The organism is Pseudoalteromonas sp. Scap25, from assembly GCF_013394125.1.
GTDB lineage: Bacteria > Pseudomonadota > Gammaproteobacteria > Enterobacterales > Alteromonadaceae > Pseudoalteromonas.
In genome coordinates, this window is sequence record NZ_CP041327.1 from 2,493,830 (window position 1) to 2,518,946 (window position 25,117).

Here is a 25,117-nt window from a genome sequence, read left to right on the forward strand (position 1 = left end):
TAAGATAAATATAAAGCTATTAATTTATTGTGGGTTCAGGATCGCTTTTTTTGCTTTACCAGCTTTAATCGCAATATTACAAGCTTTTGATAGCTTACGCATAGCTTCAACTTTACGTTGATTAGTCACTTCATTTCTTTTTGAACGCATAATCTACTCCGTCATTACCAAAACCACACCATGGCTCATATTCTAGTCGATCAACATACCGATTTGCAAGCAAATTGTAAAATGAGACAAGTCTTTTGTCTGCGGCTGACGCAGTGTAAGCTGTAGCCCCGTTATCTATAGAATGAGATAATATTAACCCTGAAATAACCCTACCTAGCAAGTTTAGTTGCTTTCTTGTAGCAGGTTCCTTTGGTCGCTCAAATGGAGTTTCATTTTCAATATTAGATTTAAGATCAAACTTAATCTCATAGCAATTTTCGTCGAGTTCCATCCCTATTAATGATTCAGTTTCTTCAAGTCTTTCTGCACTAAAATCGCTTTCAGTCGAGGGAAGTATATATACTATGTACTCATCACCCATGATATTACATTCGAGCTGGCTTACAGTATAGCCTAAATCAACTTCGATGAACTCAACCTGTGGCAAATTATTATGATCTAGAGCTCTAAAAGTATCTACAACATCACCTAGAACCGTGTCAGTACTTGTTTCATTATTGGGCATCACATTGTAGTTTAAAAACCTTGCTCCACTTGCAAGTACATTGTCTTCGATAGCAGCTAATGGAAAACCTGTATTACTGACACCCAACACAATTAAAATATCATTTTGTTCCCATTTTAATTCAAAAAGATCTATGCTTGGAATATCTTTAAAACTAACAATACTATTTGGTTCAGCTATAGAGCCGTGTATATGTATAGCACTTCCACCTGACTTTTCGATTAAATCATCAATATTAAGTGTGTAGTGTTTAAACTCTACACCAATAGAATCACAGTATGTCTCAAGGTACTTACATTCAAAGTGAGCTTGATTTGGCATAAATGTCGCGTATCTGTAGCCAATAGCCTCAATTAACTTCAATAATTCAGATTCATCAGCTACTTGAAACTGTTTATACTCAGGAGTTTCTTTGATGTTTTCATATAAAGGTAAACCCGAAGGAACAGAAAGTCCTGCACCTGATAAGATAACTACTTTCATAATTTGAATACACTATTGTTCATTCGAATTACCAATCCTCGGTTATTATGCTCATATCCATTAAAAAAATACCATAACGGACAATTATGCATCAAAGGCTTATAAATTCCAATAAACTAAATAAGACTATAAGCCTTCAAGTAGAAAAAACTATTAACTTTACATCTGTGCAGATGAGCTCAACCAGCTACTTTTGCATTTATTAGATGCTTATAAATTAAATCACGATACAAAATTATCGGGGGTATTAAGAAGGTATAAATAGCCTCTCTAAAATTATAATAATTCAATTTAGATTGCTATAAATGCGCTATAAAAAATAAACTTCACAACAGGAGGTGCTCGTAACCCATTGATTTTATTGGTAGCCCCTGCAGGAATCGAACCTGCAACTGCCCCTTAGGAGGGGGCCGCTATATCCATTTAACTAAGAGGCCACATCGAGCTTACAGCTTACAGCTTACAGCTTACAGCTTACAGCTTACAGCTTACAAAAATTATAACGGTATCTGGTTTTTTATATCAAGTATCAAAGTAAGTTAATTGCTTGATAAATATATATCTTCTTTATTTAATACGTAAAGCGGTATAAATGTTCGACTGCTGGCGGCAAGGCGCTTATTTTCAATATTTATTACGCGAGCGTTAATAACAACCCCATCTGCACGGTAAATTAATGTACCCGATAAAACATGGCTGGCTATATTCGTACCTGCAAGCTTGCGAGTGTTGCGGGTGAATGCAAAGTCGCCTTGTTCATTAACGGTAATTAAATTGGCTGTTTTAAAATCAACCGCGCTATAACCAAACTTTTGTAGCTGGTGTATAAAGGTTTCTGATAACTGATTACCTAACTGGCTTGCTGTAGTTAAACTTGCGTCTAAATCAACGAACGACGTGACTGCAATCGCTGCATCTTGCGGGGCTACTTGCATGGTGTCGGTTAAATCAAGTGCCATTTGCTCTACGTAGTTAACTAAGCTTTTATGGTGCTTGTTTGGGTTAAACTGCGTTGTATCGGCGTATTGTTCTTGCTCGTCATTTTGCTGCATTTGCGCCATGATCTGGTTAAAATCAAGATTGCTTACCACTGTTTGCTCTGGCTCAGATTTGGCGGGCTCGGTCGCGGTCGACTCGCCCATTAAATTACAGCCTGAAAGTAATAGTGATAATGCACTTATACCAATTAAAGCAGAGCGCTTAACTAAGTTAACCATGGTAAACCTCACTTACTCGCTTGTTTAAGCATAATGCCATCAGCACTGTTACTGCTATTTAGCGCATCAATAACTGATTGCGGAATAAAGCCCTGTACAGAGCCTACAACCGCTTTACTCGCTAAACCAACAATTCGTGCATTTACTAATATGCCGCCTTGGTGATTTACTAGCGTACCCGCTAATACGTAACTAAAGTTTTGTTCTTGGTTAAGCTCTAAGTAGTCGCGGCTAAAAACAAAATCGCCACCAGGGGTTACACGCATATAATCGGTGGTTTTAAAATCAATGACCGGCACACCAAAATTATGCAGTTCGTGCATAAAGCTCTCTGCTATTTGGTTACCTACTAAGTCAGCATTGTTGTAGTCACGGTCTAAAAAAACAAAGCTTGATACTGCCAATGGCGTTTTAGTATTTACGTACTGTAAGTTTTCAGCCATATCTTGCATGATGCCACGCACATAGTGATTAATATTTTTACGGGTTGGCGTATTTACTTGTTTGTTTTTATTCATCACTGCGGCTTTATTTTGATAAAGCGAATCTGTATTTGTTGGTGCAGCTACAGGGCGTTGCTCAAAAAACATAGGCGCATCGTCGGTAATTTGCGTGTCACTATGGTTTGTCATTTGTGAACAACCAAAGCCCAGTGGCAAACATAAAGTTAATAGTAGGCGTTTCATGTGTGCTCCTAATTAATATTCACTGCGGTAAATATAGTCACCGCGCTGCTGTATTTTTTCATTACTCCACATCACATTGATGGGAATTTCAGTACTTGCGGCAGATACAATCTGATTAGTTTGCATATTTACCATGCGAGCATTAACAATATAAGCATGTTCTTGACGGGTTAAAGTACCAGTGATCACAAAGTCAATAATCTGACGCTGCTTTAAGTTACTCGTGCTGCGGCTTAACACTGAATCAGCGCTCGCTGATAAGTTAAGCTGGTTTTCAAGCCGATATTCAACCGTGTTGTACCCTAACTGAGTAAATTGGGTTATTAAGCTTTCTTGAACTTGCTGACTAAGCCCTGAACCCTGCCCTTGAGCAATTTGTGAATCCAAAGCATTGGCTAAATAAAAGCTGCTGACCGCGATTGAAGCGGTGCTTTTAAAAGGCTCTTTGATATGGCTAAGCTGGGCGCTCAAGCTATTTACGTACTGGTTAAGCGTATAAGGTGCCATGACCGCTTTAGGCGCATCAGTGCTTATACTCGGCTTTGGCTGGGGTGTTAAGCTACAGCCCGCTAAATTTAATAATAGTAAGGGTAACAAAAGGCGCATAGTTGCCATCCTCTAAAAACATAATAGTTACAAAGCAATTATTATGCCTAATACCCTAGATGCATATTTATTTTAATGGCTGTTGGGTGTAATGGCTCACAATGCAATTGATTTGGCGCTGTTTAAGTTTATCGCAATCGGCAGCCGCATTCGCTTGATTTTGATAAGCCCCAAGCTTTAAACGGTAGTAAGTCATGCCACTCACGTTAATAGTTTCTACATTCGCCACGAATTCGCCCTGAAATAACGAAGATGCGCTGGCTTTTATTTGATTTAAACTTTGGCTAAGTCGCTCTTTGTCGGTAACGGCTGCAACTTGCAAGGCAAATAAGGCTTTAACGGCTTGTTTTTCGTCAGCTGTATTCGTTGCTACTTTAGCTTTTTTTGCAACTTTTGTTGGTGCTACCGTTTCAGCCGAAGCTTTAGCTGTTGATACTGCAGGCGTATTTGTTGATGCAGAGCTTTGTTTTGCCACTGCATTTAATTGGCTTATTAATAACTTTAAGTCTTGTTCAATCACTAATAAACGTTCAACACCTGCTTTGGCTGCTTGCCACTGCTGAGACGATGCTTTTAGCTGCGCCAACTCTGCCTCAGAAAGATTGGCACTCGCTTGCATTGGCTGAGGAGATTCTGCAGTTTTGGTGGTACTGCATCCTGATATAAAAAGAGCAGCAATACAGGCAATTAGTATTGAGTAGCGTTTATATAAATTAGCATATTGCATGGTTAAACCTTATTGTTATTAGTGGCTAATAAGTTGCGCTTGGACTTGGCAGTTCAAGCCTTTTACTTTTAATTCTGCACATACTTGTTCAAGCTCCCCTTGCGCAGACTCGGCATAAGCGACGGCTAAAATATACCGTTTTTGTTTTTCGTCTTTAATATAAAAAGCATCACGCTTTGATTGCTCATTTAAATGACGTTTAATTAATTGATAATACGCTTTCATAATTGGCAATGATGAAAACCCACCCGCATTAGCAATATACGCTGGAGTTTGTGTTTTTTCTTTAAGCTCAAAGTCAACGCCCATTACTACTTCACCTTGCGCTGGTAACTTAACCACCACCTGTTGCGTATCTTTTAAAGACTTACGTTGCTTAAATTCATCATCTATAACCGCTTTATATTCGCCAGGGCGTAAATCGGTAAACAAATAATAACCATCATAAGCAGCCTGCGTTTGTGCCACTTGCTTGCCTTGTTTGTCGAGTAATTTTACGGTAGCAAAAGGCTGTACTTCAGTGCTGCCTTGCTCATCTTGTTTGTAAACAGTTCCCTCTAATTCACTGCTGTTATTAAGCGAGATCTCCATATATTCAACAAAACCGGCACGAGGTGTAATTGAAAAGCCATCGTTGGCGGCAACTAAAAAAGGCTCACTAATACTACCTGGCTCTATCACTATGTCGGTGGTTCTATTTGCTGGCATTCCTTTAAGTATTGCTAAACCATTTTCGTTGGTTACAGCTCGGCGATAGTTTTGAACTCCTTTTACCTTAACGCCTTCAATTCCCTTTTCTCCGTCATCTTGAATATTGTTATTATTTGAATCAAGAAAGACTCTAACCATTAAAGTGCCAGAGTTTGCGAGGCTTCTTTTACTTAAAAAGTACTCGTCAGTGTTCGCATCAAAACCAATACTAAAGCGACTAAATAAACCTAGCCGCCAATTATCATCATCGTCGTAACTCATTGTGCTATTTAAGCTAAAACTATCGCTTTGCCAATTTAGACCCAGTTCCATAGAAACTAAATCATTTATACGGGAGTTTCTTAGTGTGAATTCAGATTGTAAATTCTGAGATAAACTACGGCTTAATTCTGCTTGGTAACCCAGTATAGTCGAACCGGAGTCTGCGCTATAGTCAACACTAAAACGAGTGTATGTTTTACCAAATCGATGTTGAAGACGCATGCTGCCAAGTGTTGTTGCATCATCTAAAGAATCAAATTTTCGCCAAATTAAGTTGTTACTAACAACGGTGCCACCTAAATTATACGATAAGGTATTATCAACACTTAGATATGAGTCGCTAAATTCTCTGCTGTTATATGCGAGCGTATTTTGATAGCTTAAGCTTCCAAACGATTTATCAAACAACTTTCCTGCCGTATATAATTGATAACTTTCAACTTTCGCTGTCTGCGAATCATCAGTTATCTTTTCATTGTTTTGAGACAGGCTTAACCGTACCGATTGACCAATTAACTCACCTCTAGCAGCTACCTCTAGCTTATCTTCATCGTTATTATTTTTTTCATAATCTAGATTAAGTAATACTTTATCAAATATACTTAGGTTCGAACCAAAAGCATAATTGTTAACATTATCACTCGAATTACTATTTAATATTGATGTACCAGCATAAACCGATAAATAATCAGTTATTCCCGTTTCATAACGGCCTGCTAGCTGCCAACCTTTACCTTGTGTCGAATAAAGTGACTGATTGAATAACTGTTCACCTTGCTCAGTAATTGACAACTCATAAAACGATTCATCTGCTGATAAACTATTACCATCTATAAAGTATTGCTCTGTTTTTCGCTCTACTTGCCCTTGTGGACCATAAAAAATCAGCTCAAAATTATTAGCGCCAAACAATAAATCAATATCTTCAAATAAATAACGCCCATCAGCTAAACTAAACTGCTGCGCTAGCAGTACATCATTACGGTATAACTCAACATCCCACCCTGGTTGAATAGCACCCGTTAAATTAATTTGATTACTATTAACCTGTTTAAAAAGTGGTTTGTTATCAACTTTTATTCCTCTGGCGTAACTACTATTAAATTGTTTACCGATTTGAGTTGCTAATACATCTCCAAATTGAACAGTTGTCGCATTTAAGGGACCTAATAACCGTGCATCTTTACTTTGACGGCTAAATGATAATCTTGAATCTGATAGTAAATCTTGTTTTCGCCCTGCAAAAAAATACTGAGCATTAAAATAGGCTAAGTCATTTGACCCTAATACAGAGTACCCTATCGCTGAATCCCTATTACTCTTGGTTGCACTAAGCTGCACATCAGCAAGAGGAGATGAAATTGCACTGTATGGACTGGCCTTCCAAGGTAATATTGCTTGACGTGACTCTCTATTAGTTACAGTTTCTCGCTGCTCTCTTTCGCGTTTTAATTCTATAGGCAATTTGGTGGGGGAGCTTACATTTAGCTCAAGTGCTGAATATTCAATATCAATATCTAACGAAAACCACTGCGCTAGCAAGTTACTATCAACAAACATATCGCCGTTATCAGCATAAGCTTGTTGGCTGTTAAATGAATATCTAGCGCCGTTAATTTGTACTGTATTTGTATTTAGGTCTAGATAAAACTGATTATCTTCACGAATAAACCAGCCTTGAGCAATAAGGTCATCGCTATTTATATCGATAGCAAAATCCAGGCTTTCTGAAAAACTTAATAAATCTATTAATACACCGGTTTTACTTTTCACCCCGAGCATTTCACCCAGGTAATTTTTTTTCACGAACGATGAAAAAAATAATAACTCCCCTTCGGGGATGCCCTCACCTTGCTGCACATTAAGCTCAGGCTCTGTTCTTTCATTTACAGCTTGATCAGTGTTGTATTGCTGCCATTTTTTATCTATTTTTTTTATGCTAGCAAGAATGGCCTGAGTGTCAGGCTCTGCTGCTAATAAGGGGTCAATTGATAAAAAAATGATCAACAACCACTTTAAACGCTTAAAGTAATACATCGCCTATTTCAAATTACCGATAATTGCATTATTAATTGGCGCAAGCTTTTCACTAAAAATAGTATCGCGATATTCTTTAAGCCCTGTATAAATTACGCGAATTTCGCCATCTTTCGGGATGTTTTGATCTACAAAAATTGGTATCGTCGCCGTTGTTGTTTTTAGCTCAGGGTAAATACTAAAATCGTTTAACATGGCGATCTTTTTCTCTGTATCCATTCCTTTTTGCTTAAAGAAAACTTCTAACTTGCCAAAAGAGCTAAAGCCCCCTTCTCGCTTAATTTCAATCTCAAGCGCTTTTTTTTCTGGGCTGTGTATAAGCTGTAAATTGCTAATATTAACATTAGGTATTTCAGCGCCTTTACGCAAAATAACAGGGATAGTGTAACTTAATAGTAATTTCAAATTAATACCAAGTCTCTGTTGCTGGATTTGAGTTTCATTAGGGAGTGCTTTAAATGCTAGGTGAGATCGGTATTCCTGTTCTAGTAAACCTTTTGGCTTTCGAATAGCAAGCTTAACAATCTGCCTTTCTCCTGGCGCTAATCTAACTTGCGATGGGCTAATCCTAACCATATTTTTAAGTGAAGCTGAACTTTCTTGATCAGCCGCTAAATTAGCATACCCTCCGCCAGCTAGTGCAACTTTGTCTTGCCACTCCAATCTATAAGTTTTTGCTTCATTAGAGTTATTAACAACAATGACTTTAGCAACACGCTGACGCTCATCAAAATTTACTCTTGTTGGGGAAATAAGTAAGTTTGCATAAGAATGGAAGCTAGTTAAGATAAAGCTTACTAAGATAAAAAAAGTTTTTATTATTGTCATTTTATCAACATCTCTAGTTGTCTAATAATTTAGCGTCACTTCAATTGTAGTATCAAAGATACCATCTTTATAAGTATTTCCGTCACCTGAGGTACTTAATTGCCCTCCTACTCTCAATAAAGCAGTTCCTGTGGTATCGGTTGTAATGGTCGCATTATAAATGAGTTGATTTAAAATCAGTGGCGCGCCACCAAAAATGTTATTTAGGGGCTGATCACTTACAAAGTCACTCACGTTTACCTGGATACGTGCAGGATATCCTTCAAGCAACAATTCGGCTGCATGGCCTTTTTCAAGTAAATATATCTTATTGGTTAAAGTATTTGTGTTACTGGGCAACAAGGTCATAGAGCTAACACTTTGGTTATCACTGATAACAATTTTACCAAAATCCAATTGCTCAAGCGGTGTAACTTGTGCGTATAAATCAGTAGTTAAAAAAGCTGCTAGTATGAGTAAAATTAATTTCATAAAGTAGCCTGCTTTATACAATAAAGCAGGCTTTGCCCATTAGTAATTTAATTCTAATGTAAACGTGCCACTGTATGATCCATCGATATAATCACTAGTTGCAGTAACCGCTGTTGTGGTTAATGTTGCACCAAAATTAAAAGTTGCTTCGCCAGCTGAATCGACCTGAATAGTCGTTGTAGCTGCACTGTTAGGCGTCGCACCAGTTAACACATAATACGTTGGAGTGCCCAAAGTAAATGCAGCAGTGCCCGCAGGTGCTGTATCAGGCGCAATCGCAGTTTCAGTCGGATTTGTAATGGTCAATGTACCAAAAGGAGACACACCTGAAATTGAGAATGAGGCTGGTGTACCTGCTACTAAAATTGCAATTTCAGCTGCGGTTGCATCTGTAGAAGCCGTTGTAGGAGCAGTAGCAGGGTTTGCGGCTAATACTAATGTTGCAGTCTCCGTCCCAGTTAAATCACCTGAAGCCCTGATTGTACCAAAATCTAGTGGTGCATCATTCGTAAAGGTGAATGCGTTTTGAACTGTAACACCCGCTTGAAAAGAAGCAGTTTCTGCAGCCGCACCGAAAGAAAGAACAGTCATTGATGCAGCTAACGCTGCTTTAGTAAATATTTTGTTCATAGTTTTCCCTTAGACATAAAGTATAAACCTGTTAGTCAGGTTATGTTAAGTATCGGCCAAAATCACTAAAAAGTTAGAAAATATTTACTTTATTTTGATTTATAATAACAGGATGAAAAAATAAGCCTAAAAAAACCTTAAACATCCTCTGAAAATGTCGCTAAGGTACACTTATTACCTATTTTGTAAAAAAACAAACACAATTGCGCTGCTTGCTGTTGACTTTTTAGCGGGCCTGCTACAACACTATAAAGCGTAGTTGATTCTTTTTGTTGCTCATTGATACGGTATTGCAAAATACTGCTCAATTGGGGATATTGCTCTTTTAGTCGCTCCACTTGTCTTTTGGCTCCATTAGAAACTAAATAACGTCCAATTTGAACACCGTACATTGCTTTGTTTGTACTGATAGTGTTATCGGTTAAGGCAGTTTCTGAGGAGAGTTGTAAAGATTGCTTAGAGCCATATTCAACACGTTTTACCTTCTCTTTCAATGGCTCAGGTACAGTATCAATATCTGTTTGTGCAGAAAGAGCTTGAATCAGTAATGATAAGTCCTCTTCCATGGTGCTTAAACGCGCTATCTGCTCTTTGTTGTTATCCCATTGCTCTAAGTAAGGTTTTATATCTTTTTCACGCACAAGCTTGTCGCTTTGTGAGTCGGCGGGCATTAGCTGGTTGCTACAACCAGCTAATGCAAATGGTATTAGTAATATTATTAAACGAAGTTTCACTTTAAAGCACCTATTACAAAAAACGAGCTCTAGCTATTATGCAATAAAAGCGCCAAATAAATAATTTATAATCTAATTGGTTTGTCAGTGTAGTTACTCACAAAGCAATCAACTTTATAGAATTTAAATACCTCACAATCATCCTCAGCACTTTTAAAGTTAAAATACTCACCTAATTTTAATCGATAATAGGTTTTGTTATTAACTTTTGCTTTTTCAATGTTTGTCGTGATTTTATCCTTAAACAAAGGCGCTGCTTTTTTGTTAATGTGCTTCCACTCTTTAGCAACACTTTCTTCTGAATCAAGGGACGCTACCTGTAAGGCAAATACTTTTTTGTTTTTATCTACCATTGCCACTTTTGTTGCCATCGATATTTTAGAGGCAATCTTTTTGTTCACCCTAGAACTAATCGCTTTCACTGGCGAGCGAGCAGTTCGTTTACTGTAGCTTTTTGAAGGAGCTGTAATTATTTTTGTAGGAACACTAGCATAGCGGCTGCTATATCGCTGATTTTTTAGAGCGTCCCTACCAGTCGGTTTTACATAACGGTTACTATATCTTTGTCTCGGTCGTTCAACGTTATCTGACGTGCTTGCGTAGTTATTACCATGCCTGAGGTCTGGCGAGGTATTAGCATTAATTGATGAGCGAGCATAGCGATTGCTAACAGCTTGGTTAGATTTCGCTATTGCTTTACTGTTAATAATATCTAAATTATCAACTAAATATGTAAGCTCACGTTCTAACTTTAATAGTCTCTCTATACCAGAACGTGCTTTTTGCCATTGCAAAGCGGCATCTTTTAGCTGTGCAAGTTCAACTGCGGTGATAGTTACATATTCGGGTGAATCTTTAACCCTTTCATTTAATGAGGTTTTATCATGCGATATCGTACAGCCACTCCCTATTAACATAAGTAAAGCTATAACTAAATATCGGTGATACTTTATGCTGTATTCACACATTGATTGTTTCTCTTTCAACAGTTTCGACCGCTAAGTTGAGCCAATTTGCGATTGGCTTAATAAAGCACGTTAACTACAAAACAACTTTAGTTAACATAAAGATTACATTACAAACTCAAATCTGTCTGTATAACTGCAAAAATAGTTATAATTAAATGTCTGTAAAAGCGATTTTACAATCAAAAAAAGCGCCATGTAGGCGCTTTGAATAATGATAAGTTTATTTAAATTAATGTTTTAATAAAGGTTTTAAGCTCATCAGCAAATTCATCACGGCGCAAAGCAAATTCTATCGTCGCCTTCAAATAACCAACTTTACTACCACAGTCATGGCTTCGGCCTTTAATAGCATAAGCGTCTACTTTTTCATCTTGCATAAGCATCGCAATTGCATCAGTCAGCTGAATCTCATCACCTGCACCTTGTGGTGTTTTAGCTAATAATGGCCAAATATTTTTGCTCAACACGTAACGACCAACCACAGCAAGGTTTGAAGGTGCCTCGTCAACAGGTGGTTTTTCTACCATGCTCTTAATGGGTGAGCTCTCACCTTGGTTTAACTCAACATCACCTAAATCAACAACACCAAATTTATCTACTTGATCTTTAGGTACTGGTTCAACCATAATTTGGCTGTGTTTACTTTGCTCAAAACGAGTGATCATTTCCGCTAAATTATCTTTTGTTAAATCACTTTCCACTTCATCGATAATAACGTCGGGTAAAATAACTACAAAAGGTTCATCCCCTATAATAGGGGCAGCACAGTTAATAGCGTGGCCTAACCCTTTCGCCTCACCTTGACGCACATGAATAATCGTCACGTCCTTAGGGCAAATAGACTGTATTTCGGCAAGTAATTGCCGCTTTACACGCTTCTCTAACGTTGCCTCAAGCTCAAAGCTAGTATCGAAGTGGTTTTCAATTGAATTTTTACTCGAATGCGTTACTAACACTATCTCTTTAATGCCAGCGGCAACGGCTTCGCTAACAACGTATTGAATAAGTGGACGGTCTACAACTGGCAGCATTTCTTTTGGAATTGCTTTAGTGGCCGGCAACATTCGTGTTCCAAGGCCCGCTACAGGGATCACTGCTTTCATTATGCTCTCCTTATTTTTTAAACTGAAAATGGGTACTGAATCGCTTCATGGCATTGATAGCCAACCACCTCAAAGTCATCACGTGTTACCCATGTTTCAATGTCTTCGAGTGACTTAATCTCTGGGTTGATTTTTAATTGGGGAGAAGCAAATGGCTCACGCTTTAATTGCACATCTCGCATTAAATCGAGCTGATTTTCATAAATATGGGCATTGGTGATTTTATGGTATGCCTTACCCGCTTTAAGGCCGGTAATTTGCGCAACTAATGCAAGTAATACAAAACATTGAATTTGGTTAAAATTAAGTCCTAGCGGAACATCACAACTGCGTTGATATGAGGTTAAATACAGAGTATCACCTAATAACGAAAAGGTATGTGTATGCATGCATGGGCGCAAGCAACCAAGTTCAAACTCACCGGGGTTATAAAATGTAATAATTTCGCCGCGATCATCTATGCCATTTTTTAAATTATTGATGACCTTTGCCAGTTGATCCAGTGTTGAACCATCAGGGCGTTGCCAGCCACGACCTTGAACGCCGTAAACGCGCCCCATATCGTCCTCACCTTTACGGTTAGGGTTATTGAGCCAAGCATTATTTTCATTGGCATTAGCATCCCATGTTTTACAGCCTATATTACGAAACTGCTCAGCACTGTCGTACCCTCTTAAATACCCTAACAACTCAGCAATAGCCGCTTTGTAATAGCTCTTTCGAGTAGTGATCATAGGAAACTGATTATTCGCCACATCGTATTCTAAATCAGCGTTTATAACCGTTAAACAACGTGTACCGGTGCGTTTATTTTCAACCCACTGTCCTTGGTCAACAATACGCTGACATAATTCTAAATATTGTTTCATCTAACTTCTTCTTTTAAACTTTTGCCGCTGTTTGCGATTGTGGTTGTTTATAGGCCCAAATAAGTAAGCCTAACCCGCCAATGATCATAGGTAACGATAGGATTTGCCCCATTGAAATGAAGTCGGCAAATAACCCCAGTTGTGCATCTGGTTGGCGAAAATACTCAATACCAAACCTAAATACGCCGTAACCTAGTAAAAACAAACCCGACACACTTCCCGCAGGACGAGGACGCTTTATAAACCACAATAATATGACAAACAATACCAGCCCTTCAAAAAAAGCTTCATAAAGTTGTGATGGGTGGCGTGCAAGCGGGCCTCCAGTTGGAAACACCATTGCCCAAGGAACATCGGTAGTACGGCCCCATAATTCGCCGTTAATAAAGTTACCTATACGCCCAGCAAGTAAACCAACAGGCACTAAAGGTGCTACAAAATCACCAACTTGCAATAACGACTTTTTACGCTTGTAAGCAAAAATAGCAATCGCAGTGATCACCCCAAGTGTGCCGCCATGAAACGACATGCCACCTTGATCGATTCTAAATAAATACAAGGGGTTTTCAATGAAGTAACTAAATTGATAAAACAGAACATATCCAACACGCCCACCTAATATAACGCCCAGCATGCCGTAAAAGAGTAAATCACTGACTTCGTCTTTAGTCCAACCCGACCCTGGTTTCTTCGCTTGACGATTAGCAAACCACATCGCAAACGCAAAACCAATTAAGTACATTAACCCATACCAACGAACGCTAAGTGGTCCAACAGAAAATATTATTGGATCAATTTGAGGAAACTCCAGTGCCATAAAAATAAACCTTTAGCTAAAAACCATTTTAATAGCGATGAAAACCAGTAACATCGCGAAAACTTTCTTAATTGTATTCACAGGTAAGTAATGTGTTGCCTTAGCCCCTATAGGCGCTATAAACCATGAGGTAATAACAATCCCAAATAAAGCGGGTAAATATACAAACCCCATAAAACCATGCGTTAAGTCCGTTACATACCAACCAGCGCTGATGTAACCGATAGAGCCAAAAAAGGCAATTACAATACCACATGCAGCAGCGCAACCAATTGCCTTTTTAATATCAACCGAAAAATAATGCAACATAGGCACAAGTAATGCACCGCCACCAATGCCAATTAACCCAGACAGTGAGCCCATTACCGCACTAATACCTCCCAGTACGGGGCCTGCAGGTAAAGGGTGTTCTGCGTTCACTTTATTTCGAGCAGAAAGTACCATTCTCATCGCAATAAAAACCACACTGACCGCAAACACCGTTCTTAACATTTTCTCAGGGATAAAGCTGGCAGCAAAGCCACTAATTAATGCGCCAACGGCCACGCCCGACATAACCCAAGGTGCAATTTCCCAAGGCACATTATCATTTTTATGATGAGCTAACGCTGAAGAAGTGGAAGTAAATAAAATAGAGGCTAACGATGTTGCAATAGCGATAACTAACACATGATCGGCAGCGGCCACGTCAAAACTAAGTAACAAACTACTTAGCACTGGCACAATAATTAAACCACCGCCTATGCCTAGTAGCCCTGCTAAAAAACCAACAATGCAACCTAACAGCGCACAACTTGCAACTAGAAGTCCTAGTTCATACATAGTTATCTCTAATACATTTAATTATATGTATATTTTAATTGATTATATAAACAATTACAGCTCTATCATTTAGGTGTATAAAATAAATCACCTAGCTGATGCTCTATCATAAAATTACGGGTTAACCGTAGTACTTGTTTAGCGTTAGGCTGTGCCAAACAATCGCTCAGTAACTGTTCCATGTCGCTTACATTTAAGCGTCTTAGCACCCACTTCACTTTGTTTAGCGACGATAAGTTCATGCTTAAACGTCTATACCCCATAGCAATCAGTAATATTGCGCCCTCGGGGTCGCCGCCGAGCTCACCACATAGACTAAAGGGCAATTCATAATGCTCACACTCGCTGGCAATATTATTTAATACACGCAATACCGCGGGGTGATAAGGGTTAAATAAATCGGCTACACGGGCATTTGCCCTATCTACGGCTAATAAATACTGAGTTAAGTCGTTACTACCTACTGAGCAAAAATCGACTTTTTTAGACCACTCTGGCAGCATAAATACACTTGAAGGTACCTCAAGCATGATGCCAATATCAGGCTTTTCTATAAGTTGCTCAGGAAATGCTTCACTTAACTCATAATAAGCTTGTTTAAATAGTGCCAGTGACTCTTCAACCTCATCAGTACCACTGATCATCGGCAGCATTATTTTTAAATTACCTAAGCCAATATTGGCTTTTAACATCGCTTTGAGCTGATCTAAAAAAAGCTCGGGATGGTCAAGGCTAATTCTAATACCACGCCATCCTAAAAATGGGTTTTCTTCAGTGATATTAAAATAATCTAAAACTTTGTCGCCACCAATATCTAACGTTCGCATAACAACGGGGTTAGGGTAATAGCTACTAAGTACTTCTCGATACCAGTTTTCTTGTTCTTGCTGCGAAGGAAACTGTCCCTTTTGCATAAACCATGCTTCGGTTCTGTAAAGACCAACACCATCACAAATATGGGCGCTATTTTGTTGAGTATTAAGCTCAAGCCCTGCATTAAGTAACAAACTAATATGCTCACCGTCTAACGTGATTGAAGGCAATGCTTGTTCTTCTAAAAAACGATTATTGAGTAAGTTATCTTGATGTTGTAATTCTGTATACTCATCAATAAGCATTTGCGAAGGCGAAATATATAAACGCCCAGCAAAAGCATCTAAAATCATTTCTTTGCTATCAAACTGCAATAGCGGTAAATCTTCGATACCCCAAATCGCCGGCACGCCCATAGCGCGGGTTAAAATAGAGGCATGGCTGTTGGCTGAACCATTAATGCTCACAACCCCAGCCAAACGCTCATTGGGTACCTCAGCTAACATAGCTGGTGTTAATGTATGCGCTATTAAAATGGTGTTTTCAGGGTAGTCTTTTATTGCATGCTCGGTATTCACTAAATGATGCAGCACCCGTAAACCAATGTCTTTAACATCAACCGCACGCTCTTTAATATAAGGGTCTTGCATTTCGTTAAACTGCGCAACTAAACGTTCAATCACAATTTTTAATGCACTTTTAGCACACCACCCTTCTTGTAATTGAGCCTCTACATTATGACCTAAACTTTTAGCATCTAATAATTGCTGATACACATCAAATACAGCCAACGCCTCTTGCGGTATGCTGTCGCTCAATGTCATCGATAAGGTGCTAAATTCTTTGCGCGTTGCAGCAACCGCTTGTGTAAATAAACGACGCTGTTCAATAACATCGTTATTCTTAGTAAGTTCTATAGACTTAAAATTAAGTTTAGGAATAACAACAAAAGCTTTACCAATACTTATACCTGGCGCGCTAGAAACCCCTTTTAATACTGATGTTTGATGGGATGACTCATCTTGGCGTAATACTTCTTTTATTTCGGCGTGGGCTAATTGCGAAGCTAACTGCGCAGAAAGCGTAATTAAAAACGACTCCTCATCTTGAGAAAATACCCGCGCCATTTTCTGTTGAACAACAATAACACCTAACACTTTTTTTTGATGAACAACAGGCACGGACAAAAAGGCGTTATAGCCTTCTTCATTAACTTCTGGGGAGAGCTTAAAGCGAGGATGCGACTTGGCAAAGGCAATATTAATTGCTTCTTCACGCTGGGCAACAAGCCCTACTAAACCTTCGGTAAAGCCAATTCTAAACTTGCCTACCGCATCAGGATTTAACCCTGATGAGGCCATTAGTACAAAGTTATCTTGGCTATAATCGGCAAAATAAATGGAGCAGCACTGGGTATTCATGGCATCTTTTACCATTTTCACAAAGCACACTAACGCATCGTCTAAATTCGCTTGTTGCGAAACAGACTCAGCTATCGTTCTGAGTGTTGCCAGCATACACTGCTCCTTTTTATGAAAAACTACCTTTTATTCCGCCAGTGATCTTTTTGTTGCTCTCGCTTATTAAAAGGCATAGCAAAAGGAGCAAACTCTTTCATAACACGTCGATAAACGTCCCGTTTAAACGACACAACCTGTCTAACCGGATACCAATAACTTACCCATCGCCAATCATCAAATTCCGGATGATGAGTTTTCAGTAAGTTAACATCTTCATCTTTACAGCGCAGTTTTAGTAAAAACCATTTTTGTTTTTGCCCAATACACACCGGACTTGAATCTCGGCGGATTAATCGTTTGGGTAATTTATAGCGTAACCAATGTTTTGAGCTTGCAACTATTTCTACATCTTCTGGTCGCAAACCTACTTCTTCGTGTAATTCACGGTACATAGTTTGTTCTGGTGTTTCACCATCATCAACACCACCTTGGGGAAATTGCCAAGAATGTTGACCATAGCGTCTGGCCCAAAACACTTGCCCCTGATTATTGCAAATTACAATTCCGACATTGGCACGAAAACCTTCGGCATCAATCACCTTAGTGCCTCATTTGTAAGTCGATTTTTTATGATTGTTCCACATTAGCTGCAATACGGCAAATACTATTACGTGCAAGCCTCGTTAACACCTTCGCTTAAGGCAAATTAATGGCGAAATCCATTGCATGTGAATAACAAACAACACAGCCATACGTAAATACATAAAAACCACACTGTTTGTGCTGGTTACTCACAGCTTGTGCATAACTTTTGTAAAACACGCTCATTTAGCAAACAAATCCACAATACAAGATCAAAAAAGTGATGTTCTCCACAGAATCTGTGGATAAACATGTTTATACATCTGTATTTATCCTTACAACAATTATAGACCTTAATTAAAACTGAACACCAAAAACAAAAAAAACAATGTAGTTCAGTTACTTAGTTAATTTTAGCGTTTTAAAGCAGTGCATAAAATTGCACCAATCACAGCACGTATAAAAATCAACCAACCGCTAAAGATATCCACTATCAAGCTAATTTGCTATCATGGCGTTGGTATTTATTCAACTAAATTAACAGTATGCAACCTTTAAAACCTCACTCAATTAATCAACTAATGCAACGTGTCAATAATATTGCAGGGCTCACACTTGGACAACTAGCACAGCAGTACCATTTTAAAACGCCAGATGATTTATTGCGTGAAAAAGGCTGGACAGGTCAACTGATTGAGTATGTATTAGGCGCAACCGCTGGTTCAAAACCGCTCCCCGACTTTGAAGATTTAGGCATAGAGCTTAAAACACTGCCCATTTCATATAAAGGCAAACCATTAGAAACCACCTTTGTGTCGGTAACCCCGTTAATAAATGTAACCGGTACGACCTGGCACTCAAGTAATGTTCGAAAAAAGTTGAATCATGTTTTATGGCTACCTATTTTAGGCGAGCGCGATATAGCACCGTTTGATAGAACCATTGGCAGTGGCTTTTTATGGCAACCTTCCCCCGCGCAAGATGCACAATTGCAGCGAGACTGGGAAGAACAAATGGAGCTTATAGCCCTTGGTAGAGTTGATGAAATTTCAGGTCATTTAGGGGATGTAATGCAAATACGCCCAAAAGCAGCGAATAGCCATATTGTTACCGATGCCATAGGCCCAAATGGGAAAATAATTAAAACCTTGCCTCGTGGTTTTTACTTAAAAACCAGTTTTACCGGCGAGATTTTAAAGCAGCAATTTCAGCTTTAATTGATAAAAAGTAATTTGCGTAGAGCTCGGCTAGTTGCTTACTAATGCCTGCCGCCTAATGTCTACTTTCCTATTTTTTTAACCCAGACATTCGCACTGCTTGCAGACCTGCAAACTTAACGCCAGTAGTCCGTTCTCTTTGCCTCTTTTTTGCTATTTTTTACAAAAAATCCCCGCATGGGCGGGGATTTATAAATCAAAGTTGAACATTTACCTTAACCGGAGTTAAAAATAAATATTACTGACCTTTAACTTCTTTTAAACCATTGTACGGTGCTTTAGCGCCTAATTGCTCTTCAATACGTAGCAATTGGTTGTACTTAGCAACACGATCTGAACGGCTTAATGAACCCGTTTTAATTTGACCTGCAGCAGTACCTACCGCTAAATCAGCAATAGTTGCATCTTCAGTTTCACCAGAGCGGTGAGAAATAACCACTGTAAAACCTGCATCTTTTGCCATTTTGATTGCTGCTAACGTCTCTGTTAGTGAACCAATTTGGTTAAATTTAATTAAGATTGAATTGGCAATACCGTTATCAATACCGCGTTTTAAAATCTTAGTATTGGTTACGAATAAGTCATCACCCACTAATTGAACTTTATCGCCCATTAGTTTAGTTTGGTGTGCAAAGCCATCCCAATCAGACTCATCTAAGCCATCTTCGATTGATACAATTGGGTATTGCTCAGTTAAATCTTTTAAGAAGTGGTTAAACTCTTCAGATGTAAATTGCTTACCTTCACCTTTAAGGTCATAGATATTTGCTTCTTTGTTATAAAACTCAGAGGCCGCACAATCAAGTGCAAGGGTAATATCTTTACCAAGCTCATAACCGGCATTTGCAACTGCTACTTTAATGGCTGCAAGCGCTGCTTCGTTTGATGCAAGGTTTGGTGCAAAACCACCTTCGTCACCTACAGCTGTTGAATGTCCATCTGCTTTAAGTACCTTAGCTAGGCTATGAAATACTTCAGCACCCATACGCAATGCTTCACGGAAGTTAGTTGCACCCACTGGCTGAACCATAAATTCTTGAATATCTACTGAGTTATCAGCATGCTCACCGCCGTTGATGATGTTCATCATTGGTAATGGCATAGAGTAAACACCTGGCGTACCATTTATGTCCGCAATGTGCTCGTAAAGCTCTACTTTTTTAGATTGTGCTGCCGCTTTAGCGTTGGCAAGTGAAACCGCTAAAATAGCATTAGCACCTAGTTTTTCTTTGTTTTCAGTACCATCTAAATCAAGCATTACTTGGTCTACATCACTTTGAGCAAGTGCATTTTGACCTTTTAGTGCTTCTGCAATTTCGTTATTAATAAAGCCAACCGCTTTTAATACGCCTTTACCTAAGTAACGCGCCTTGTCACCATCACGTAATTCTAATGCTTCGCGAGTTCCTGTAGATGCGCCTGAAGGTGCAGCAGCACGGCCCCACGAACCATCAGCTAAATATACTTCAGCTTCAACAGTTGGGTTACCACGCGAGTCCATAATTTCACGACCGATTACTTTTACGATTTCTGACATCTTGATTCCTCTATATTCCCAAAATGGTGAGTGCGGCTAACCTGAGTTTGGCTAGCCTTAGAAACAAAAAAGGCCGCGCATCATGCACAGCCTTTTTATATTACGAAGACGCTTTTTGGTAGGTATGAGCCGCAGCTACAAACCCTTCAAATAGCGGGTGACCATCACGTGGTGTTGAAGTGAATTCCGGGTGGAATTGCGCTGCAATAAACCAAGGGTGATCTTTATTCTCAATAATCTCTACTAGTTTTTTATCTTCAGATAAACCTGTAAAGCTCAAACCAGCTTGCTCAAGCTGTGCTACAAAGTTGTTGTTAACTTCATAACGGTGACGATGACGTTCAACAATCTCGTCGCTGCCATACACGCCATGCACCTTAGAGCCTGGTGTTAAATGACATTTTTGTGCGCCTAAACGCATAGTGCCACCTAAATCAGACTTTTCGTCACGTAGTTCAACATTACCTTCAGCATCTAACCACTCGGTAATTAAACCAACCACTGGTGACTCTGAATTTGCGTTAAATTCAGTTGAGTTTGCATCAACTAAACCAGCAACATTTCGTGCGTATTCAATAAGCGCAACCTGCATACCTAAACAAATACCTAGGTAAGGCACTTTGTTTTCACGGGCATATTTAGCCGCTAAGATCTTACCTTCAACACCACGACCACCAAAACCGCCCGGTACTAAAATAGCATCTAAACGAGAAAGTACATCCGTTCCTTTGGTTTCTATGTCTTGTGAATCAACGTATTGGATATTAATAGTTAAACGATTCTTCAGTCCCGCATGCTTTAATGCTTCGTTTACTGATTTGTATGCATCTGGTAATTCAATGTATTTACCTACCATACCAATTGTCACTTCACCCGTTGGGTTAGACTCTTGGTATAATACTTGTTCCCACTCAGCTAAATCCGCTTCAGGCGCGTCTAAATGAAAACGACGACATACAAAGTTATCTAACTCTTGCGATTTTAATAACGCAGGGATTTTATAAATACTATCTACATCGGGTAATGAAATAACTGCTTTTTCTTCAACGTTTGTGAACAGTGCAATTTTTGCACGCTCGTTATTTGGCAGCTTACGGTCTGAGCGACAAATAAGAATATCTGGTTGAATGCCTACCGAGCGTAACTCTTTAACTGAGTGTTGAGTTGGTTTTGTTTTCACTTCACCGGCAGGGCCTAAGAATGGCACTAGCGTTAAGTGAATGAAAAGTGCGCGTTCACGACCAATTTCTGTACCCATTTGACGAATTGCTTCGATAAATGGTTGTGATTCAATATCGCCTACCGTACCACCAATTTCAACGATTGCTATATCATGGCCTTCTGCGCCATCATAAACACGTTGCTTAATGTCATTGGTAATATGAGGAATAACCTGAATAGTTGCGCCAAGATATTCACCACGTCTTTCACGACGCAGTACATCTTCATATACGCGCCCTTGCGTAAAGTTGTTACGGCTGGTCATTTTGGTGCGAATAAAACGTTCGTAGTGACCTAAATCAAGGTCCGTTTCTGCGCCGTCTTCGGTAACGTATACTTCACCGTGTTGAATTGGGCTCATTGTGCCTGGGTCAACGTTGATGTAAGGATCCAGCTTTAGAATGGTAACATCTAAGCCACGGGCTTCTAAAATAGCGGCCAATGATGCTGCTGCAATACCTTTACCCAACGAAGAAACAACTCCGCCGGTAACGAAGATAAATTTTGTACTCATGCGAACCCTAGAATATCAGGAATTAAAAGGAATATAATACCCAAACAAGTGATTTTGGAATATAAACAAGACGGGGCGAAATTGTACCAAAACATGGCTGAGCAATCCAGCTATAAATGGCAAATCTGTGCACAAAAAACAGACATTTTTTATGTCCCTATTTATTTAATTTTTTTTATCGCATCCCATGCCGCATCCATTTCCTCTAAAGACGCTGACTCAATACATTTACCCTGGGCAATTAAGTAATTTTGCACCTTTTCAAATCGTGCAGAAAACTTATCGTTGGCACTACGAAGCAATTGCTCTGGATCCCGTTTAACATGGCGCGCTACATTCACGGTAGCAAACAACAAATCACCTAGCTCTTCTGCTGTATGCGCTGAGTACGGGTTATGAGCTAAGGCTTCTTTCACCTCCTCAACTTCCTCACTCACTTTATCTATAGCGCCATGATAAGTAGGCCAATCAAAGCCTAAAGCAGCTACACGTTGTTGAATTTTTTTAGCTTTTGTTAAGCTAGGTAAACTGTTTGGTATATCTTGCCAAAGTGTTGAGCTTTTATCTTGGGGTCTAGTAGCACGCTCTTGTGCTTTTATTGCTTGCCATTGCGCAGCTAATTCGGCATCAGTTGTGGGTGTGTCTTGCGATGAAAATACATGCGGATGACGGCGCACTAGCTTCTCATTTAACGTGTTTACCACATCGTTAAAATCAAATAATTGCTGCTCTTGCGCTAGTTGCGCATAAAACACGATTTGAAATAACAGATCACCTAGTTCACCTTTCAGTTCACTTAAATCGTCGCGCTCAATACAATCAGCCACTTCATAGGCTTCTTCAAGAGTGTGAGGTACGATTGACGCAAACGTTTGCTTGAGATCCCAAGGGCATCCGCCCTCAGGGTTTCTCAGTGTTTGCATTATTTCCAGCAGTTGGCTTAAAGCCTCATTGTTAGCCTGATTACTGCCCTCGTTTTGCACTGTGTACCCCTTCGATCTGATGTAGCTTAGACAGCACTTTATTAGTGCCCTGTAAGTCATGCACTTCAATTTGCATCACAAAAATAGCAGTTTGAGTGCTATCAACCGTGTTTACGTTCATATTGAGCACATTAACTTTTTCATTGGCAAGTGCTGAGCTGATGTCACGAATTAAGCCAGAACGATCACTGGCTTCAATACGAATAGTTAAGGCGTAAGAGCTACTAATATCATCTGACCAACTCACTGAAATAACACGCTCGGGGTGCTTGTTTTTTAAATTACTAAACGAATCACAATCCTCTCGGTGCACCGCAATACCGCGTCCTTGAGTAATATAACCAATGATTTCATCACCAGGTACTGGGCGACAACAACGAGCAACATGGCTCATTAAACTGCCGACCCCATCCACTACAATACCGTTTTTATCACCAGTCACTTTACTAGGCGATTTGAAACGAATTACCGGCTCATGCTCTGTTCTGTCAGTAATAAAGTTAAGCATTTGGTTAAGACGAATATCGCCTGCGCCAATAGCGACCATTAAGTCATCAAGTTCTCTAAAATTAAAACGCTTTATAGCGGGGTCTAAATCTTTATAAGTTAGCTCTAATTTTTGTAACTCACTATCAAGAATCTCTTTACCCGCACTTAAATTTTTATCGCGGTCGAGCTGTTTAAACCAATGATGAATTTTGGCTCTAGCGCGAGACGATTTAATGTAACCTAACGATGGATTTAACCAATCACGGCTTGGGTTTGGCTGCTTTTGGGTTAGTATTTCAACTTGGTCACCAGTGCTTAACTGATGAGTAAATGGCACTATTTTGCCAAATATTTTTGCACCAATACATCGATGCCCTACATTGGAGTGAATGTAGTAAGCAAAATCAAGAGGTGTTGCTCCCAGTGGTAAGTCAAAAATATCGCCTCGAGGGGTAAACACATAGACGCGGTCTTCAACCACTTGGTTTTTAAGCTCTTGTGCTAAGTCGCTGCCATCGACCACTTCTTCTTGCCATTGCAGTAACTTACGCAACCAGCTAATTTTTTGCTCATAGCCTGAACCACGCCCTGGTAATGCGCCTTCTTTGTACATCCAATGCGCGGCGACACCCAGCTCTGCATCTTGATGCATGTCGTGCGTTCGTATTTGAATTTCAACGGTTTTACCCTCAGGACCAAACACAACCGTATGAATAGATTGATAGCCATTTTGTTTTGGAGTCGCAACGTAATCGTCAAACTCTTTATTTAAATGACGCCAATTAGTGTGCACTATACCTAGAGCACCGTAGCAGTCTTGTAATCGTTCAACCACAATTCGCATGGCGCGTATATCAAATAGCTGATCAAACTCGTAGTTCTTTTTCGCCATTTTTTTGTAAATGCTGTAGATATGTTTTGGCCTGCCGTACACCTCAGCTTTGATACCCGCTTCATGGAGGCGTTGTTTGACCTGTTCAACCATATCAACCATATACGCTTCACGGGCAAGGCGCTTATCATCGAGTTGCTTAGCAATATTTTTATAAATATCGGGGTGCAAATAACGAAAAGCTAAATCCTCAAGCTCCCATTTTAATTGACCAATACCAAGACGATTCGCAAGTGGTGCAAATATATCAGCGGTCTCTTTGGCGGCAACTACTCGCTCTTCTTCTGCGGCATCTTTGACGTTGCGTAAATGGCAAACCTGTTCGGCTAATTTAATCACCACAGCGCGCACATCTTCCACCATAGCAAGCAGCATCCGGCGAATATTATCGACTTGCACAGTGCCGTTGCCTTGATGAGCTAAGGTACTTATGGTCGCCATTTGTGACACACCTGTAAGCAGTACTGCAACATGGTTGCCTAAATGCTCTTCTACCGCATCAATGCTCACTACATCATTTAAATAATAAGGGGTTAAATAGGCTGTGGCTAAAGAGTCAGCATCTAAATTTAACTCAACTAAAATCTCCACCATTTCTATAGCGGTATTTTGTCGCTCGCTGTTATCGCACGTTTGGCAAAGCTGCTGCGCTTTGTTGAGTAAGCTGATTTTTTCTTGAGACAAATCAAGAGATTCTACGCGTGAAAAAAAGTCACCCGCTTTATCATGTTGATGAGATTGACGTGTCGCTACCATAATGCGC

General features: G+C 39.5%; 23 protein-coding genes and 1 tRNA gene. 1 reads left to right on the top strand and 23 read right to left on the bottom strand.

Features of this window, described 5'->3' with window-relative positions; all coding sequences use genetic code 11:
* Positions 1 to 24: 24 nt before the first annotated feature.
* The 19 genes from FLM54_RS18890 to rppH all read right to left on the bottom strand — a co-directional run bounded on the left by FLM54_RS18890 (position 25) and on the right by rppH (position 17,518).
* A complete protein-coding gene (locus FLM54_RS18890; RefSeq protein ID WP_256729715.1) occupies positions 25 to 150 on the bottom strand; it encodes a hypothetical protein in 126 nt (41 codons plus the stop codon).
* Positions 131 to 1,159: an SIR2 family NAD-dependent protein deacylase gene (locus tag FLM54_RS11600; RefSeq protein WP_178956434.1), complete on the bottom strand. Its 1,029-nt coding sequence runs from the start codon at positions 1,157 to 1,159 to the stop codon at positions 131 to 133. Before FLM54_RS11600 ends, FLM54_RS18890 begins: the two co-directional genes overlap by 20 nt.
* Positions 1,160 to 1,521: 362 nt before the next feature.
* Positions 1,522 to 1,596: transfer RNA gene (locus FLM54_RS11605), tRNA-Arg, on the bottom strand.
* 102 nt (positions 1,597 to 1,698) lie between these two features.
* Positions 1,699 to 2,376, bottom strand: a complete 678-nt coding sequence (locus FLM54_RS11610) for a FlgO family outer membrane protein (RefSeq protein ID WP_138608116.1) — start codon at positions 2,374 to 2,376, stop codon at positions 1,699 to 1,701.
* An 8-nt stretch (positions 2,377 to 2,384) separates the two neighbouring features.
* Positions 2,385 to 3,062 carry a FlgO family outer membrane protein gene (locus FLM54_RS11615; RefSeq protein ID WP_178956435.1) on the bottom strand — a complete coding sequence of 226 codons (678 nt, stop codon included), beginning with the start codon at positions 3,060 to 3,062 and terminating at the stop codon, positions 2,385 to 2,387.
* Positions 3,063 to 3,074: 12 nt separating this feature from the next.
* A complete protein-coding gene (locus tag FLM54_RS11620; protein ID WP_138608118.1) occupies positions 3,075 to 3,668 on the bottom strand; it encodes a FlgO family outer membrane protein in 594 nt (197 codons plus the stop codon).
* A 67-nt stretch (positions 3,669 to 3,735) separates the two neighbouring features.
* Positions 3,736 to 4,395: an SPOR domain-containing protein gene (locus FLM54_RS11625; RefSeq protein ID WP_178956436.1), complete on the bottom strand. Its 660-nt coding sequence runs from the start codon at positions 4,393 to 4,395 to the stop codon at positions 3,736 to 3,738.
* Between the two features lie 18 nt (positions 4,396 to 4,413).
* Positions 4,414 to 7,374: a hypothetical protein gene (locus FLM54_RS11630; protein ID WP_256729716.1), complete on the bottom strand. Its 2,961-nt coding sequence runs from the start codon at positions 7,372 to 7,374 to the stop codon at positions 4,414 to 4,416.
* A gap of 33 nt (positions 7,375 to 7,407) precedes the next feature.
* On the bottom strand, positions 7,408 to 8,232 hold the full coding sequence (locus FLM54_RS11635; protein WP_178956438.1) for a molecular chaperone: 825 nt from the start codon (positions 8,230 to 8,232) through the stop codon (positions 7,408 to 7,410).
* Positions 8,233 to 8,253: 21 nt separating this feature from the next.
* The gene (locus FLM54_RS11640) at positions 8,254 to 8,703 is read right to left on the bottom strand and encodes a DUF4402 domain-containing protein (protein ID WP_178956439.1); all 450 of its coding nucleotides are present in this window, start codon (positions 8,701 to 8,703) and stop codon (positions 8,254 to 8,256) included.
* Between the two features lie 39 nt (positions 8,704 to 8,742).
* On the bottom strand, positions 8,743 to 9,333 hold the full coding sequence (locus FLM54_RS11645) for a DUF4402 domain-containing protein (protein ID WP_138608128.1): 591 nt from the start codon (positions 9,331 to 9,333) through the stop codon (positions 8,743 to 8,745).
* Between the two features lie 137 nt (positions 9,334 to 9,470).
* Positions 9,471 to 10,067 carry an SPOR domain-containing protein gene (locus FLM54_RS11650; RefSeq protein ID WP_178956440.1) on the bottom strand — a complete coding sequence of 199 codons (597 nt, stop codon included), beginning with the start codon at positions 10,065 to 10,067 and terminating at the stop codon, positions 9,471 to 9,473.
* Between the two features lie 65 nt (positions 10,068 to 10,132).
* Positions 10,133 to 10,984, bottom strand: coding sequence for an SPOR domain-containing protein (locus FLM54_RS11655; protein ID WP_178956441.1), 852 nt, complete (start codon positions 10,982 to 10,984; stop codon positions 10,133 to 10,135).
* 275 nt (positions 10,985 to 11,259) lie between these two features.
* Positions 11,260 to 12,138: a UTP--glucose-1-phosphate uridylyltransferase GalU gene (galU, locus tag FLM54_RS11660; protein WP_138608132.1), complete on the bottom strand. Its 879-nt coding sequence runs from the start codon at positions 12,136 to 12,138 to the stop codon at positions 11,260 to 11,262.
* A 17-nt stretch (positions 12,139 to 12,155) separates the two neighbouring features.
* Entirely contained in the window at positions 12,156 to 13,007 is an 852-nt protein-coding gene (locus FLM54_RS11665; RefSeq protein ID WP_178956442.1) for a thymidylate synthase, read from the bottom strand.
* 13 nt (positions 13,008 to 13,020) lie between these two features.
* On the bottom strand, positions 13,021 to 13,824 hold the full coding sequence (gene lgt / locus FLM54_RS11670; protein WP_055013228.1) for a prolipoprotein diacylglyceryl transferase: 804 nt from the start codon (positions 13,822 to 13,824) through the stop codon (positions 13,021 to 13,023).
* Positions 13,825 to 13,836: 12 nt separating this feature from the next.
* Complete coding sequence (locus tag FLM54_RS11675; RefSeq protein ID WP_138608136.1) at positions 13,837 to 14,646, bottom strand: sulfite exporter TauE/SafE family protein; 810 nt, start codon at positions 14,644 to 14,646, stop codon at positions 13,837 to 13,839.
* Positions 14,647 to 14,711: 65 nt separating this feature from the next.
* Positions 14,712 to 16,976 (bottom strand): phosphoenolpyruvate--protein phosphotransferase, encoded by a 2,265-nt coding sequence (ptsP, locus tag FLM54_RS11680; protein WP_178956443.1) that lies wholly within the window; start codon positions 16,974 to 16,976, stop codon positions 14,712 to 14,714.
* A gap of 23 nt (positions 16,977 to 16,999) precedes the next feature.
* A complete protein-coding gene (gene rppH / locus FLM54_RS11685) occupies positions 17,000 to 17,518 on the bottom strand; it encodes an RNA pyrophosphohydrolase (RefSeq protein ID WP_008111786.1) in 519 nt (172 codons plus the stop codon).
* 528 nt (positions 17,519 to 18,046) lie between these two features.
* On the opposite strand from rppH, the gene mutH reads away from it, so the two are divergent.
* Positions 18,047 to 18,718, top strand: a complete 672-nt coding sequence (gene mutH, locus FLM54_RS11690; protein ID WP_138608140.1) for a DNA mismatch repair endonuclease MutH — start codon at positions 18,047 to 18,049, stop codon at positions 18,716 to 18,718.
* 238 nt (positions 18,719 to 18,956) lie between these two features.
* Here the strand turns inward: mutH and eno are convergent, their stop codons facing one another.
* From eno to relA, 4 genes are all read right to left on the bottom strand, one after another.
* Positions 18,957 to 20,255 (bottom strand): phosphopyruvate hydratase, encoded by a 1,299-nt coding sequence (gene eno / locus FLM54_RS11695; RefSeq protein ID WP_178956444.1) that lies wholly within the window; start codon positions 20,253 to 20,255, stop codon positions 18,957 to 18,959.
* 100 nt (positions 20,256 to 20,355) lie between these two features.
* The gene (locus tag FLM54_RS11700) at positions 20,356 to 21,990 is read right to left on the bottom strand and encodes a CTP synthase (protein ID WP_138608144.1); all 1,635 of its coding nucleotides are present in this window, start codon (positions 21,988 to 21,990) and stop codon (positions 20,356 to 20,358) included.
* Between the two features lie 161 nt (positions 21,991 to 22,151).
* A complete protein-coding gene (mazG, locus tag FLM54_RS11705) occupies positions 22,152 to 22,973 on the bottom strand; it encodes a nucleoside triphosphate pyrophosphohydrolase (protein WP_178956445.1) in 822 nt (273 codons plus the stop codon).
* On the bottom strand, positions 22,954 to 25,110 hold the full coding sequence (gene relA / locus FLM54_RS11710; protein WP_138608148.1) for a GTP diphosphokinase: 2,157 nt from the start codon (positions 25,108 to 25,110) through the stop codon (positions 22,954 to 22,956). Before relA ends, mazG begins: the two co-directional genes overlap by 20 nt.
* Positions 25,111 to 25,117: the final 7 nt, after the last annotated feature.

Excerpts from the sequence above, each read along its gene's own strand:
- FLM54_RS18890 (WP_256729715.1), bottom strand. The coding sequence starts at position 150 with ATGCGTTCAAAAAGAAATGAAGTGACTAATCAACGTAAAGTTGAAGCT.
- FLM54_RS11600 (WP_178956434.1), bottom strand. The coding sequence starts at position 1,159 with ATGAAAGTAGTTATCTTATCAGGTGCAGGACTTTCTGTTCCTTCGGGT.
- FLM54_RS11610 (WP_138608116.1), bottom strand. The coding sequence starts at position 2,376 with ATGGTTAACTTAGTTAAGCGCTCTGCTTTAATTGGTATAAGTGCATTA.
- FLM54_RS11615 (WP_178956435.1), bottom strand. The coding sequence starts at position 3,062 with ATGAAACGCCTACTATTAACTTTATGTTTGCCACTGGGCTTTGGTTGT.
- FLM54_RS11620 (WP_138608118.1), bottom strand. The coding sequence starts at position 3,668 with ATGCGCCTTTTGTTACCCTTACTATTATTAAATTTAGCGGGCTGTAGC.
- FLM54_RS11625 (WP_178956436.1), bottom strand. The coding sequence starts at position 4,395 with ATGCAATATGCTAATTTATATAAACGCTACTCAATACTAATTGCCTGT.
- FLM54_RS11635 (WP_178956438.1), bottom strand. The coding sequence starts at position 8,232 with ATGACAATAATAAAAACTTTTTTTATCTTAGTAAGCTTTATCTTAACT.
- FLM54_RS11640 (WP_178956439.1), bottom strand. The coding sequence starts at position 8,703 with ATGAAATTAATTTTACTCATACTAGCAGCTTTTTTAACTACTGATTTA.
- FLM54_RS11645 (WP_138608128.1), bottom strand. The coding sequence starts at position 9,333 with ATGAACAAAATATTTACTAAAGCAGCGTTAGCTGCATCAATGACTGTT.
- FLM54_RS11655 (WP_178956441.1), bottom strand. The coding sequence starts at position 10,984 with ATGTTAATAGGGAGTGGCTGTACGATATCGCATGATAAAACCTCATTA.
- galU (WP_138608132.1), bottom strand. The coding sequence starts at position 12,138 with ATGAAAGCAGTGATCCCTGTAGCGGGCCTTGGAACACGAATGTTGCCG.
- FLM54_RS11665 (WP_178956442.1), bottom strand. The coding sequence starts at position 13,007 with ATGAAACAATATTTAGAATTATGTCAGCGTATTGTTGACCAAGGACAG.
- lgt (WP_055013228.1), bottom strand. The coding sequence starts at position 13,824 with ATGGCACTGGAGTTTCCTCAAATTGATCCAATAATATTTTCTGTTGGA.
- FLM54_RS11675 (WP_138608136.1), bottom strand. The coding sequence starts at position 14,646 with ATGTATGAACTAGGACTTCTAGTTGCAAGTTGTGCGCTGTTAGGTTGC.
- ptsP (WP_178956443.1), bottom strand. The coding sequence starts at position 16,976 with ATGCTGGCAACACTCAGAACGATAGCTGAGTCTGTTTCGCAACAAGCG.
- mutH (WP_138608140.1), top strand. The coding sequence starts at position 18,047 with ATGCAACCTTTAAAACCTCACTCAATTAATCAACTAATGCAACGTGTC.
- eno (WP_178956444.1), bottom strand. The coding sequence starts at position 20,255 with ATGTCAGAAATCGTAAAAGTAATCGGTCGTGAAATTATGGACTCGCGT.
- FLM54_RS11700 (WP_138608144.1), bottom strand. The coding sequence starts at position 21,990 with ATGAGTACAAAATTTATCTTCGTTACCGGCGGAGTTGTTTCTTCGTTG.
- relA (WP_138608148.1), bottom strand. The coding sequence starts at position 25,110 with ATGGTAGCGACACGTCAATCTCATCAACATGATAAAGCGGGTGACTTT.